11 protein-coding genes are annotated in these 13,584 nt (G+C 44.2%); 2 read left to right on the top strand and 9 right to left on the bottom strand.

Annotated features, from left to right (window positions below):
• Nucleotides 1-72: 72 nt before the first annotated feature.
• The gene (locus V7R55_RS08670; protein WP_334059125.1) at nt 73-705 is read left to right on the top strand and encodes a thiol:disulfide interchange protein DsbA/DsbL; all 633 of its coding nucleotides are present in this window, start codon (nt 73-75) and stop codon (nt 703-705) included.
• 91 nt (nt 706-796) lie between these two features.
• Entirely contained in the window at nt 797-1,387 is a 591-nt protein-coding gene (locus tag V7R55_RS08675; RefSeq protein WP_334059126.1) for an HD domain-containing protein, read from the top strand.
• A 70-nt stretch (nt 1,388-1,457) separates the two neighbouring features.
• On the opposite strand, the gene V7R55_RS08680 is transcribed toward V7R55_RS08675, so the two are convergent.
• From V7R55_RS08680 to cobA, 9 genes are all read right to left on the bottom strand, one after another.
• Nucleotides 1,458-2,678: an alginate export family protein gene (locus V7R55_RS08680; RefSeq protein WP_334059127.1), complete on the bottom strand. Its 1,221-nt coding sequence runs from the start codon at nt 2,676-2,678 to the stop codon at nt 1,458-1,460.
• A gap of 135 nt (nt 2,679-2,813) precedes the next feature.
• Entirely contained in the window at nt 2,814-3,689 is an 876-nt protein-coding gene (locus V7R55_RS08685) for an ABC transporter ATP-binding protein (RefSeq protein ID WP_334059128.1), read from the bottom strand.
• Nucleotides 3,690-3,705: 16 nt separating this feature from the next.
• A complete protein-coding gene (locus tag V7R55_RS08690) occupies nt 3,706-4,701 on the bottom strand; it encodes an ABC transporter permease (RefSeq protein ID WP_334059129.1) in 996 nt (331 codons plus the stop codon).
• 86 nt (nt 4,702-4,787) lie between these two features.
• Nucleotides 4,788-6,197, bottom strand: a complete 1,410-nt coding sequence (locus V7R55_RS08695; RefSeq protein ID WP_334059130.1) for a CmpA/NrtA family ABC transporter substrate-binding protein — start codon at nt 6,195-6,197, stop codon at nt 4,788-4,790.
• 577 nt (nt 6,198-6,774) lie between these two features.
• The gene (locus V7R55_RS08700) at nt 6,775-8,091 is read right to left on the bottom strand and encodes a methyl-accepting chemotaxis protein (protein ID WP_334059131.1); all 1,317 of its coding nucleotides are present in this window, start codon (nt 8,089-8,091) and stop codon (nt 6,775-6,777) included.
• A 263-nt stretch (nt 8,092-8,354) separates the two neighbouring features.
• Nucleotides 8,355-9,950 (bottom strand): GGDEF domain-containing protein, encoded by a 1,596-nt coding sequence (locus V7R55_RS08705; RefSeq protein ID WP_334059132.1) that lies wholly within the window; start codon nt 9,948-9,950, stop codon nt 8,355-8,357.
• 1 nt (nt 9,951) lies between these two features.
• On the bottom strand, nt 9,952-11,472 hold the full coding sequence (locus V7R55_RS08710) for a bifunctional metallophosphatase/5'-nucleotidase (RefSeq protein WP_334059133.1): 1,521 nt from the start codon (nt 11,470-11,472) through the stop codon (nt 9,952-9,954).
• A gap of 152 nt (nt 11,473-11,624) precedes the next feature.
• Nucleotides 11,625-12,611, bottom strand: a complete 987-nt coding sequence (locus tag V7R55_RS08715) for a glycosyl transferase family protein (protein WP_334059134.1) — start codon at nt 12,609-12,611, stop codon at nt 11,625-11,627.
• Nucleotides 12,595-13,572: a uroporphyrinogen-III C-methyltransferase gene (gene cobA, locus V7R55_RS08720; protein WP_334059135.1), complete on the bottom strand. Its 978-nt coding sequence runs from the start codon at nt 13,570-13,572 to the stop codon at nt 12,595-12,597. The genes V7R55_RS08715 and cobA overlap by 17 nt, the downstream gene beginning before the upstream one ends.
• Nucleotides 13,573-13,584: the final 12 nt, after the last annotated feature.

Here is a 13,584-nt window from a genome sequence, read left to right on the forward strand (position 1 = left end):
TCCTAGTTAAGCGAATAAGGCTGTGATAATCTCAACTTTGATAATCGTTTTTTTAACACAGGATCATAATCCATGAAAAAGTTTGCAGTAATGTTTGTCATGGCAATGCTTTTGCCTCTAACAGCTTGCGCTCAAGAGCCGGCATCTAAATGGAAAGAAGGCACGCACTATAAGGTGCTTGATAAAGAAGCCACAGATAAACCCGTCATTACTGAGTACTTCTCATTTTGGTGCCCTCACTGCTTCCAATTTGAGCCAATCGTTGCACAAATTAAAGAAAAGAAAAGCGACGGCACTAAGTTCAATAAAGTTCACGTAAACTTTATGCGCTTTACCGGCCCTGAAGTTCAGGACGATGCTACCAAAGCCATGCTTATTGCACGTGCAATGAAGCAAGAAGATGCAATGAACGGTGCTATCTTTAACTATATTCATAAACAGCGCGCGTCTATCACAGGGTTGAAAGACCTTCGCAACATCTTTGTTGTTAACGGCGTCGACGGTGCAGAATTTGATAAAATGGCGAAAAGCTTCGGCGTTAATAGCATGGTGCGCAAAAACCAACAGCAAATCGATGAGTACCGTGAGCACCTAACAGGTGTGCCTAGCTTTATTATCAACGGTAAATATCAGCCAACCTTTACCTCTGATATGACCTTTGATGACATCGCCGATCTTATCGTGTGGTTATCAGAACAAAAGTGATTGCTGCTTTTTAGCAATTACGCTTCACATTTACCCTAAACAATTAAATGGGCGCTAAGGCGCCCATTTTTACGCCCAGGAGTCTTTTCACATGCATGATGTTAGTGATTTTGCCGAATTCATTTGTGAACTTGATCAACTTAAAGCGGTTAAGCGCCAAATTACGCTTCCAAGTGATGATTATCGTCAAGAAAACTCCGCAGAGCACAGCTGGCATGTCGCATTAATGGCAAACATGTTGAGTGAATATGCAGCCAAGCCAATTGATATCACCCGCGTTATTCGCATGATCCTTATTCACGATATCGTAGAAATTGACGCTGGTGATATGTTTGCGTTTAACCAGCAAGCCGACCATGACGCACAAGCTGAAAAGGAACTCGCGGCCGCTAAGCGCATTTTTGGTTTATTGCCACGCCCACTGGATAACGAACTGCTCAATTTATGGCTTGAGTTTGAAGCCGCAGAAACCGCCGATGCAGAATTTGCTAAAGCCATGGACCGAGTACTTCCTGTTTTCCAAAATATGAAAGACAATGGTGGAAGCTGGAAGCGCCACGGTATTGCAAGAGAGAAAATCGAGTCGCGAAATGCACATTTAAAATCTTGTGCGCCTGCGCTGTGGGACTATGTTATGCAGCAGCTAGATATAGCCGTTGACAAAGGCTGGCTAAGTCAATAACAACTTAGCCAATCAAAGTTTGGTGGAGCTATATCACAATGCTAGCTCTAAGAGTTAATTCGCGTAGCAATTAAAAACGTGTGCCAACCCACATCCAAAAGCGATTAGCATCCACTTTTATATCGCCCGCGTCGTAAGTTCCGTACTTGATGCCGAAATTATACTTACCAGAAAACTTCTTGGTGTATTGAACATTGAATTCGCTACCCAAGTCATCAACGCCATTGCTGCTGTCGTCAGCGCTGAAATCATGATAAGCCAAAAGCCACTTACCACCGGCTAGGGCACCCGAAAGTGAAAACTTAAGGTCTTGTAAGCCTTGTGCTGGCGTACCCAAAAACTGATCGGTCCAACCGTTGAACTTGTGTAGGGTAGCAAGAGGCGTCGCAAATCCATACAGCCCATCATCTGAACCCAGCACTTCATAATCGACTTTAGCGGTTACGCCAGAAAACGTTGCAGCTAAGTAAGCGTTTAGGTATGACGCGTCGAAATCAGTGGCTGTTTCTCCTGCGCCTGCTTCGCTCGATTGCGTAGCAAACTCAGCGCCATAAGCCCAATTTATGCTGTCACCTTTCATCTTTCCGTCATAGCTTACGCCATATGTATCTAGTGCATTGTCTGTATCATTATCTACTTCTAATAAATACGCGTAGGCCACAAACTTACCGATTTTCGACTTATAAGTAGCGTGAAGGATGTGGTCTTTTGAATCAAGATCAGCGGCCTCTGCGAAGATACGGTTGCGCTTGTACAAATAGCTATAGAAAAGCTCTAGATTGTCCGATGCCGCATATTTAGCACTAACGGCGTCGAAGGTCTGACGGTCTTGTCTCCAGCCAACGTGGCCAACAAATCTGTGATCATCTAGCGTAATCACCTGGCGACCTACTTTGGCAGTGAACTTATCGGTTTTATATTGAATAAAAGCTTGGTCAACTTCCGTTGTTTCAGGGTCAGCAATGACCGAGTATTCACCTACATTAAAGCCCGTAGGCCCTACGGTAAACTCGTCCTGCCCCATTACTATGCGGCTGTCTTCAACCTCGGCGGTAAATGAGAAACCATTAACACTTCCAGAGCTAAAGCCTAAACGGGTACGTAAGGTCAGCGCGCTTGCATCTTCTAGCGCGTTGTCTTGATCTACAGCCTCATAACGCAAATTCAGGTCAGCCCATGCCTTTGAATCACTCAGCGCACTATGAATATCAGCTGCCATTGCGCTGCCACCTAAAACTGCCATAACAGAGGCGGCTAACATATTAATGCTTAGTTTTTGAAACGTGTTCATGCGTGTTCCCTATCGGTTTTCGTTTTGCTTTTTATTAGTCGACACTTACCCAGCCAGCATGGAAATGCCGGTTAAAAAGTGAAAGTTATACGTTGTAGGCGGTAAAGCTACCGCCCTTATCAGATGCCGATAGTGCTAGGCAGCATCTGATTTTTTAGTGTCTTTTTTTTCAGATGTCACCCCGCTGGGTTTTGATGTTCCGTTGGTAGTACGTGTAGTAACGGTTTCAACCTTTTTCTGCTTATCGTAAAGGAAGGTTAATACCTCATGTCGGTAGTGGTTATATTGTTTGTTGTCTGCCAACGCCAATCGGTCACGCGGGCGAGGCAACTCAATATCTAGAATTTCACCGATGGTAGCGGCGGGCCCATTGTTCATCATTACGATGCGATCAGATAGCAAAACAGCTTCATCCACATCATGGGTAATCATGATAACGGTGTTACCCAAATCAGCATGTATTTCCATTAAAGAGTCTTGAAGGTGTGCACGGGTTAATGCGTCTAGCGCGCCGAACGGTTCGTCCATCAATAACACTTTAGGCTCCATTGCCAATGCACGGGCAATACCTACTCGTTGTTTCATACCCCCTGAGATCTCACTTGGCAGTTTGTCGAGTGCGTGAGTCATGTGTACAAGCTCTAAGTTGTGCATGATCCAATCGCGCATTTCGCCTTTACTCTTGCCTCGCATGGTCGATTTCACTGCAAGCTCAACGTTCTTATATACGGTAAGCCAAGGCAATAAAGAGTGGTTTTGAAATACTACAGCGCGTTCTGGACCCGGCTGCTTAACCTCAGCGCCATCTAATATAACGCCTCCTGACGTCGCTTGGTGTAAACCCGCGATAATGTTGAGCACTGTTGATTTTCCGCAGCCAGAGTGGCCAATCAATGAAACAAATTCACCTTTGCTAATTTTAAGATTTACATCTTGAAGCGCAGTAAATGGCCCTTTGGGTGTTGGGAAGTCGATACCTACCTGCTCTAACTCTAAGTGTTTAGTGTGCATAAATTTCTCCTCAAAATTAGCGTAATATGCTCGACTTATCCCAGCTTACCGCGCGCTGAATTGACAACATTAAACGGTCCAGTACGAAGCCGATTACTCCGATAGTTAATACTGCCACCATTATTCGGGCTAAGGATTCTGAGCTCCCGTTTTGAAACTCATCCCAGACAAACTTTCCTAACCCTGGATTTTGGGCAAGCATTTCTGCTGCTATAAGCACCATCCAACCGATACCAAGCGATAATCGAAGCCCAGTGAAAATCATTGGAATTGAAGATGGCAGTACTATTTTCGTAAGGTGAGCAAAAGGCGTAAGACGCAGCACTTTACTCACGTTGATAAGATCTTTTTCAATGTTTGACACCCCTACCGCTGTGTTAATAAGGGTTGGCCATAGGCAGCAAAGCGAGACCGTGAAGGCAGAAGTAACAAACGACTTTGAGAACGCCGGGTCTTCACTGACATATAGCGCACTTACTACCATAGTAACTAGTGGTAACCATGCTAGTGGCGAAACGGGTTTGAATAATTGAATAAGCGGGTTTATAGCCGTGTAGGCTGATTTACTTAAACCACACAAAATTCCTAATGGGACTGCGACTACTGATGCAATAAAGAATCCAACCATAACCGTGTAAAGGCTGGTCCAAATTTGATCGAAGAAAGTGGGTGCACCGGTAAAGTCTCGTATCTTTGGCTCGTAAGTAGGGTCTTGCGCCACACGAGCTGCATTTCGTTCTTCTTGGCGTTGATAGAAGGCATCTGCCTTTTCACGCTGGGCAACATGCTCGTCTATTAAAGCACCCGCTTGCTCAAAAACTTGCGCAGGGCCTGGGAATTGGCCTAACGATGTATCGATACTCTTTGCGACTCCATTCCAAATGGCCAGAAACATCAGCAAGCCGATTACAGGCAGCAACAACGCAGGTGTGGATTGATATAAACGACTCCATAAAGAGTTCGCGTTTGACGGCGATGATGGAAGGCGAAGAATGGTTGTCATCTTGCTCATTGCTTGCTCCTGATATTTAATGTGCGCTATTGCGCTTTGAATGCCCCGTCTCACCTGAGGGTCGACGAGGCAACTTTACGAGACACTTACAGAACAGTGTCGCCTTTGAGACCAATATTAAATTGCTCTAAGTAAGCGTTAGGCTTGCTTCCATCAAACGTTACGCCATCAATAAACTCGCTCTGAGGCGGCTTATAACCTGTTTCCGTTCCAAACTCAGGGAAATCAGATGCCTTTGCTTTACCCTCAGCGATAAGCGCTTTTGCAGCTTGGGCATAAACTTCTGGCTTGTAGACTTTTTTGGCCGTTTCTTTGTACCAATCGTCAGACTTAGCTTCTGAAATTTGGCCCCAGCGACGCATTTGTGTGAGGTACCAAATAGCATCACTGTAGTACGGATAAGTCGCGTTGTAGCGGAAGAACACATTGAAGTCTGGCACATCACGCTTATCGCCTTTTTCGTATTCGAAGGTGCCTGTCATGCTGTTAGCTAGTACATCTTCGTCTGCGCCAACGTAGTTGCTCTTAGCAAGAATTTTTACTGCTTCAGGGCGGTTAGCATTGTCATTTTCATCCAGCCACATTGCTGCTCGAATCAATGCTTTAACCACACGGATGTGAGTATTAGGGTACTTTTCAGCCCAGCCTTGGCTTACGCCAAATACTTTTTCTGGGTTGTTTTTCCAGATTTCATAATCGGTAATTACGGGTACACCGATACCTTTAAATACCGCTTGCTGGTTCCATGGCTCACCTACGCAATAGCCATAAATAGTGCCCGCTTCCATGGTCGCTGGCATTTGTGGTGGTGGCGTTACAGACAATAGCGCTTGTGCATCGATTTGGCCTGCAGTATCACCCTTGTGAGGCGCGTAATAGCCTGGGTGAATGCCGCCGGCTGCTAGCCAATAACGCAGCTCGTAGTTGTGGGTAGATACAGGAAATACCATGCCCATGTTGAAAGGTTTTCCAGCGTTGCGGTATTCATCTACCACCGGTTTAAGATAATCAGCTTTGATTGGGTGTACAGGCTTGCCATCTTCCTGTGGAATGTGCGCCTTCATTTTCTCCCAAATCTCATTTGATACAGTAATACCATTGCCGTTTAGGTCCATGCTAAACGCAGTAACTACATGAGATTCGGTACCAAAGCCAATAGTCGCACCAAGAGGCTGGCCAGCGAGCATGTGAGCACCATCTAGCTGACCATCAATAACCCTGTCTAGCAGCACTTTCCAGTTAGCTTGCGCTTCTAATGTAACGTAAAGCCCTTCATCTTCGAAAAAGCCTTTCTCATACGCCACAGCAAGCGGCGCCATATCCGTCAGTTTAATAAAACCAAACTTCAGCTCTTCTTTTTCAGGCCACCCAACTGCGGGGGCTTGTGCTGAAACTGATGTTGAAAATGTTGCTACAGAGACGACAAGTGCAGCACAAACGCTTGCGCCCACCGTTCTAAAGCGTTTTAGTAATGATGTTGTCTTTAACCCAGTCATACGTGTTCCTCGTAGCCAAAAAAAAACCCACCGACTATAGACATTTACATGTCTAGCACGGTGGGCTTCGTTGCCGTGTTAGTAACATCGGAGTAATTACTAACGCATCAAGTTGTTATTGGTAAGTCAGGAATTCCCGCTCACACACCTCATCTTAAAGGGAGGTTATATAAAAGCTTTAGCTTAATAAAACCATCTTTTTTTATTGTTATTATCATTTGCCATAAATGCAGGAGAAGTTGGAGCTTCCTTACTACTCTCCACTGATTCCTAATAATTTTTCTTATTCACATTATGGAAAATGTTGTGCTTTCACAGTGCTATAGCACTGTGTTGCACCTGTTGCCTTATATGGCAACTGTGTTTTGCACGTATTAGATAGCAGCCAACGTGCCAAAAATATAAGCACCTGATTAGTAAAGAATTATTAAAATTTTTAGTTATATAATCTGCGAATAAAGAAGTGTTTACGCACCAAAAAGGGTGGGCTGTTCAACCATGGTGCGAGTAAATAAGCACCACGATTGAACTAGATAGAAACAATAATTGCGATTACATAAGTGATAGACGCCCTGGTCTAGAGCCGTTTAGTAAATTGCCCTATGGCATTAACCACCTCGTTGGCGCCGTTTTGAATCTCTTCCATCGCACTACCTGATTGTGTTGAATACTCCAACGCATCGCGGGCTTTTTCTTGCCCCGCCTCTATCAGTTGAACGGCATTTTCAGTAAGTTTTCTATTCTCAACAACTACGTTAACAATTTCCTCGGTTGCACTACTTGTCCGAGAAGCTAACTGCCTTACTTCGTCTGCAACCACAGCAAACCCTCTACCCTGGTCACCCGCGCGAGCGGCTTCAATCGCAGCGTTCAGCGCAAGTAAATTGGTTTGGTCGGCTATTCCACTAATACTTTTAACCAAATCGGCAACTTTTTGAGATTGCTCGTCGAGGTCTTTAATGCCTTCACTCGCACTGCCCATCTGCGTAGTAAGTTCATTCATTGCTCTCATAGTTGCATTAAGCACTTCATTACCTTTGCGCGCCTGCTCCCCCGTCTCTTGCGAGATATTAAACGCCACGTTGGCCGCCTCGGAAATAGCAAATTCACGCTGCATTTGCTCAGTAATAACGGTGGCAAACTTAACGACTTTATAAAGGTTTCCATCTTCATTTCTAATTGGGTTATACGAGGCTTCTAACCAAACTTCATTGCCCCTACTATCTATTCGCTTAAACCTACCTGACGCTAACTTGCCTTCCGCTAAGTCGCGCCAAAAGTGTTTATATTCCTCTGAATTAGCTTCTTGCTCGGTACAGAATATTCTGTGGTGCTGACCTTCTATCTGCTCCAAGGTGTACCCCATACCTTGAAGAAAATTGTCATTCGCAGTTATTATCGTCCCGTCTAACTTGAATTCAATGACAGCAGATGAGCGGTGAAGCGCAGCAATCATATCGCGCAGTTCATTGCTATGGGTGATGTTCCGCGTTTGCTCTGCCATGTAGAAGGCGATATATCTCACATTACCGTGAGCATCATCTACAGGCTGCACTATACCGCGCACCCACATTTCTTGTCCTTTCGCATCCAGAAAACTGACTGCGCCATGCCAATCGCGATGCGTTTTTATTGCGCCGAGCATATCTTGTGCAGCAGGTTTTCGGAGCGTGGTTGAGCTCAACATAGTTTCGAGAGATTTACCTTCTAACTCACCGGACGAGTAGCCGGTAGCCTGGGAGCATAAGTCATTAATAGCATTGATTCTGCCGTCGGGGTTTAACTCTATAAAAAGCATTTCCTCGCGAAGTTCATCCTGAACTGTGTGATATGCCTTAATTTCCTTTTTTAAACACGCGTTCTCGGCAATCAATTTTTTATCTTTGAAAAACATTCAGTGCTCCTGACCAACTAAGGTTTTCTCTTTCTTCGCCCCTATTACTCACAGCGATTTTATTTGCACACAAGAGGCCGCTAGCCATCCAAAATAATGACAAGTAATGTCTTTTAAGATGGACTAATTTTTCATCATTTTGATTAAAGATAGCAGAGGAAATGTAATTTTTGGCGTATAACAAAAATATAATTGAAGCCTTGCTTCAAGGCAGTGAATAAATGGCTAAAGACGCGAGAGCATAGGCCCTGAAGGTTTTTTGGTTACGTAAGCCTCGCATAAACACAGCAATTACGGCCACTAGACTTTGCTTCATATAACGCCTTATCAGCGATATTTAAGATTGTGGTTAGCGACCACTCTTGCTGACAGGCGAAGTCAGCGGTCGCAACTCCGAGGCTTGCAGTAATTACTGATGAAACAGGGCTCTTGCCGTGCGCTATATCTAATGCTTCGATGGCGTTTCTTATTTCCTGCGCTTTAAATCTAGCCCCTTTTTCATCGGTATTAGGCAGTATTGCCACAAATTCCTCCCCGCCATAACGGGCGCAAAAATCAGTGTTGCGAGCCACTACATTGTTGAGTTCCATAGCAACGGCCTTTAAACACTCATCTCCTTTCGTGTGGCCATAATTGTCGTTATATAACTTAAAGCTATCAACGTCGAGCATGATCATAGTCAAAGGCCACTTTTGACGCTTTGATATTGCAATAGCTTTTTCCATTTCTATTTCAAACGCCCTTCGATTGGGAATATAGGTTAGTGGGTCGCTAAGTGATAAGCGGATTAGCTCTGCTTCTTGGCTTTTTACCCTTTTAAAATACAGTGCAAAAGTTTTAGCCAATCGAGAAATTTCGTCGCTGCCTTCAAACTTTGCTACTTCCTCACTGTTTTTTTCAACTAAATTTGTTAATGCGATCAAGCGCAGGATTATGCGCTTGTAAACATAAAAAATAATCGCAAAGCATATACACATCACAACTATCGACAGTGTTACCGACAGGGTTATTTGCTCTGAGAGCGCTTTGTTTGTATCTAACGCATGTATTGAAGCATCTTTAGTTATTGATGAGGCTTCAAACTCAATATTTGTTGCCAATTCTTCCGCCAGGTGTTCAACAAAACTTCCACGTCCTCTTGAGCGGCCACGAATACGCATAACATTGGCTTGCTTTTCTATCATGCCTGATTGCCCGAGCACCCCCTCTTCCATCATATTAACGAGTTCACTGCTGCTAATATCTAGCTGTGAATTTCTAAGCTCGGCGATGCTTTTTTTAATGCCTCCCTCTAGCTTTCTTAATTGGTGTAACTGGAATTGCTGATTAATTTGAGCGATTTGTAATACAAGAGGAAGCAGAGCTTTCGAAGATTGAAGACCTTCATATTGCTTCTTGCTACTCTCAAATATGTCGTTTAAGAAAGTAAACAGCACGTTACTTTCTGCCCTCACTTCACTTTCTACTTCAATGCGCTTGCGTACTAGCCCATTAAGCTCTTCCAATTCTAGAGTGAGAACGTCTAATTGAGTCTCGTAGTATTTATTATTTTGTTCTACCTCTAAACTAGAAAAAGCGAGACGTTCAATGGTCTCGTCTAATTGTTTTTTTGTGATACGTCGGGCGGATTGGCTTTCAGAAAAAGTTAAACGTGCCGTAAGTGCAATTAGGTGTTGAACTTCTCGGTTTATTTCAGTGGCGTTACCAAGGGTTGGTATAGAAGTGGAGCTAATGGTATTTAGTACCTCCCTTGCATCATTTAGACGAGATAATGACAGCACCAAGATAAGAAAAAAGAAAGCCATTACGCTGCATTGTGCAATGATGAACAGGTATAAGGTCTTCTTTTTGTGCCGCATATTATTCAACGCCTTCAGCGAGATTTACTATACGCTTTTCAACTTTAGGTGCTATGACGTACTGATTGCTGATTGCTTGCACCACCAATCTTGATATTTGGGGTGGGTGCATAGTTAGTGCCGTTAACTTTTCCGCATTTTTGAACGCATGAAATCCGTCACCGCCATTGGCCAGAAAGTTACTTGTAGCGAGTGTATATTTTCTTGATTTATCTATTGGCTTTCCATTAATGGTGACGTTCTTTACCCGATGGAGTGCTTTTGCTGAAGGGTCAAAACTATAAGACATTCCTGATACGTGAGGAAATCCTCCTTTAAGGTTTTGATATTGAGAAACCCCCTCTTCAAGCGCTTGAATAATTTGCTCCCCTGTTATGTCTAATGTCACGACATGAGCGCGAAAAGGTATTTCTGTAACAATATCTTGTCTAGAAATAGGGGTCCCCGCACTGTATTGTTTATTGCCTCGAATACTTCCGCCATTTACCAAAGCAATATCTGCATCGGCATAGTGCCTAATAGTATCGACGATAAGATTAGCGAAAGGATTTTCTTGGCTTCTTACCGCATTTCGCGTTGTCGAAATATCCGTACCCCATTGCCCTATTTGGATATTTAGCAGTCGGTTTAAGCGAGCTTTGTATGAACTTAGCTGGTCGCTCACCCGACTATCAGCTGGTATCTCTTCAAGCGGCTGTTCTAGATAAGAAATGGCTTCCCAATCCGAATCATGTTCAAAGCTTGCCACTATTGCCGTCCCCTGTCGGGTAAGTACCATACTGTTTGGGTGACGTGTGGTCTCAAGCAAAACATCTTCATCAAGCCGACTATCAGTTATAAATGCCACATCGATAACACCCTTGTTTAACAAGGGCCTGACAAAAGAAAATGGGTAGGAATAATGCAGAAGAATCATATCCGCGCCTTGCTGTCGCAACCGCTTAGACTCCTCTATAATGATATTCTGAGGCGGCGTGATAGATATACCAGACAGCTGATATTCTTCAATTACTCGTTGGTGCAACACAGAGATTACACCTAGGGAAACCTGCTCTTTTTCAATAATAACAGATTTACTTAAACCATCTGGAGGATACTCAACCCGATTATCTATAACGTTACTTGATACCAGAGGGAAAGCGGCCTCATAAGAACGTAACGACAACTCATCTTCGTAAAAACTGAACTCTCTTTTCGTGACTCCCATCACATCGGGTTCGAGCGTGTTTAAAATATCTATTATATGAGAGCCACGATCAAAAGATGAAAGAGCACTAGGGCCAATTGAACCGCCACCGAATACAAAAAATACCGTATCGTTATTTTGCCGTTCCCTTGAAACCAGTGTTTGAAGGTTGGCGTATTGACCTGTTCGAGGATCGCCAATATTGGGCATATCGGCGGTAAGTACAAGCGTTACTCTTTTGGGCTCTGCCTGACTCTGATTTTCAGATACTGCGTAGCCCGCTCGAAATAAAAGCGACAAACTTACTAAAAACACGAGCCATTGCATTCTTTGCATAGCAACACAAAATAAAACATTGTTAATATTATTAACAAGTATAGCAATGATTAAGTCAATGCAACCTTGGACTAAGTGACGCTTGAGTACTGATTTGTTTACTGGCTAGATGTGAAATCTTTGCCCTAAAGGCAAGAAACACTTATCGACCGTTAGAATGGCAGAGCACTCTTGTCCCTTTGTAACCAGAGCTCCTTGGCTTGAGACAAGGCTTCTGCCACATCACAATTTTGAAGAAGTACTAGGTAACTGCAAAGCGTACTTAAAATAGCCTGTTCACCGTAAAGGCTGTTTGTTTTACCCGCCCACACGTCCAGCATGTCATTAACATTCATGTCTTTGTCTTTAAGGGCCCATTTATCGGCCAGAACGGGCATTATCACTTCCTCGGTTTCACCGTTTCTGGTAATGAACAGCTCGGTTTCTCTTTCACCATTCACTTCAGGATCGCCACCATCGCCGCGAAAACAAAGTGCGTTAATCGACGAGTAATTTTCATTCACGCGACAATGTTTATGATCAAGATGCATGTGGTAAACCCCCTGCACACAAAACTCTGCGCCAGTGGGGTTCAATAGTCTGGCTAGCGTGTTGGCACAAGAGCGTAGCCCAAACACTTCGCGCAACTTAATAATGGTATCAAGCGCGGGCAATAAATATGATAGGTCGAGGTAGGTTACGCCTTTATCAGCAAGCTGCTGGTTTGCCTCAGCGATACTGGTAACCTCAACAAGGCCTAACTTAGGTAGCGCTATGCTTGCATAAAGGCGCCCTGAACCCGGCTCATGGGCACCGTGTAGCATAATGGAATAACCGTTTTTAGCCAGTACGGCTACCGCTAGTAAATACCAAGGAAGCTGGCGACGTTTTCCTGCATAACACCCAATATCTAACCTTGGGGTAAGTGTCTTAACCTCTGGCTCAATCAGCTCTCGGCATGCATCAACAAAACCGATAACTTCTTCTGGTGTTTCTTCACGGGTGCGAAGTAACATAAGAAATGCGCCCCGTTGATCGCCGGTCACTTCATTGGCCAATACCATTTTCATGGCATGATAAGCTTCATCACGGGTAAGGCTACGCCCCCCTTTTTGGCCTTTACCAATAATTTTTATGTATTCGCTAAATGGTTGCTGCATGCTCGGATGAATGTAATAGAAGTGTATTTACCTGTTGACGAGACTCTACCACCTTTCCAAATATAAGTAACGTGGGCCCAGTGAAATTTGCAGCCTCTACTTTGCCATGGATATCGGCAAGCGAACCAGTAATTACGCGCTGTTGAGGCGATGTAGCATTTTCAATTGCCGCTATCGGCCACGAACTTGGCACCTTGTGCTGCACCAAACCTTTGCAAAGCCCCTCAAGGCGACTTAGCCCCATATAAACCACCATGGTTTGCTTTACTACATTCTGCGCCATCGGCGCCATTTCAGGCCATTGTTCTGCATCTTTAAAATGTGCAGTCATAAAACTCACTGATTGGGCACAGCGCCTGTCGGTAAGAGGAATACCCGTATAGGCAGACACGCCCGATGCCGCTGTAATACCAGGGACAATAGCAAAAGGAATGTTAGCTTTTGTTAGTGCATCAGTTTCTTCGCAGGTTCGCGCAAACAAGGCTGGGTCACCACCTTTTAGTCGCACCACGGTGTGCCCCAAACTGGCTAGTTCAACCACCCGCTTGCAAATAGCGTCTTGGGTAAAGCTATGCTTTTTACAGCGCTTTCCTACGTACTCTTTCGCTACGCTAGATGGAATGAGCGAAAGGATGTCTTCGCTTACAAGTGCGTCAAACAATACCACATCGGCTTGCTGTAAAAGGCGAAGCGCTTTTAAGGTAAGTAGCTCTGCATCGCCAGGACCTGCGCCTACAATAAATACTTGGCCCTGCTTCTGACGCTCATCGCCAAGGTTTGCTGTATTCAGCCACTTATTTAGGTACGAATACTTAGCTAAAGATTCGAAATTGTCATTACGCTTACGAGTGGTTGAAGTCTTAATCGAAGGTGCATCGCGATAAAAAAGATTAAACAAAGGTTTCTGCGGTTTGAATAAGGTGCGTAAAAAAGGTAAAGACCAACTAGATGCAATTGACATAATTTAACGCTC

This window comes from Alteromonas sp. S005, from assembly GCF_036864475.1.
In the GTDB taxonomy this organism is placed as follows: domain Bacteria; phylum Pseudomonadota; class Gammaproteobacteria; order Enterobacterales; family Alteromonadaceae; genus Alteromonas.

What these genes read in the sequence shown, in the direction of transcription:
- V7R55_RS08715 (WP_334059134.1), bottom strand. Translation starts at nt 12,611, where the DNA reads ATGCAGCAACCATTTAGCGAATACATAAAAATTATTGGTAAAGGCCAA.
- V7R55_RS08670 (WP_334059125.1), top strand. Translation starts at nt 73, where the DNA reads ATGAAAAAGTTTGCAGTAATGTTTGTCATGGCAATGCTTTTGCCTCTA.
- cobA (WP_334059135.1), bottom strand. Translation starts at nt 13,572, where the DNA reads ATGTCAATTGCATCTAGTTGGTCTTTACCTTTTTTACGCACCTTATTC.
- V7R55_RS08700 (WP_334059131.1), bottom strand. Translation starts at nt 8,091, where the DNA reads ATGTTTTTCAAAGATAAAAAATTGATTGCCGAGAACGCGTGTTTAAAA.
- V7R55_RS08695 (WP_334059130.1), bottom strand. Translation starts at nt 6,197, where the DNA reads ATGACTGGGTTAAAGACAACATCATTACTAAAACGCTTTAGAACGGTG.
- V7R55_RS08710 (WP_334059133.1), bottom strand. Translation starts at nt 11,472, where the DNA reads ATGCAAAGAATGCAATGGCTCGTGTTTTTAGTAAGTTTGTCGCTTTTA.
- V7R55_RS08685 (WP_334059128.1), bottom strand. Translation starts at nt 3,689, where the DNA reads ATGCACACTAAACACTTAGAGTTAGAGCAGGTAGGTATCGACTTCCCA.
- V7R55_RS08680 (WP_334059127.1), bottom strand. Translation starts at nt 2,678, where the DNA reads ATGAACACGTTTCAAAAACTAAGCATTAATATGTTAGCCGCCTCTGTT.
- V7R55_RS08705 (WP_334059132.1), bottom strand. Translation starts at nt 9,950, where the DNA reads ATGCGGCACAAAAAGAAGACCTTATACCTGTTCATCATTGCACAATGC.
- V7R55_RS08675 (WP_334059126.1), top strand. Translation starts at nt 797, where the DNA reads ATGCATGATGTTAGTGATTTTGCCGAATTCATTTGTGAACTTGATCAA.
- V7R55_RS08690 (WP_334059129.1), bottom strand. Translation starts at nt 4,701, where the DNA reads ATGAGCAAGATGACAACCATTCTTCGCCTTCCATCATCGCCGTCAAAC.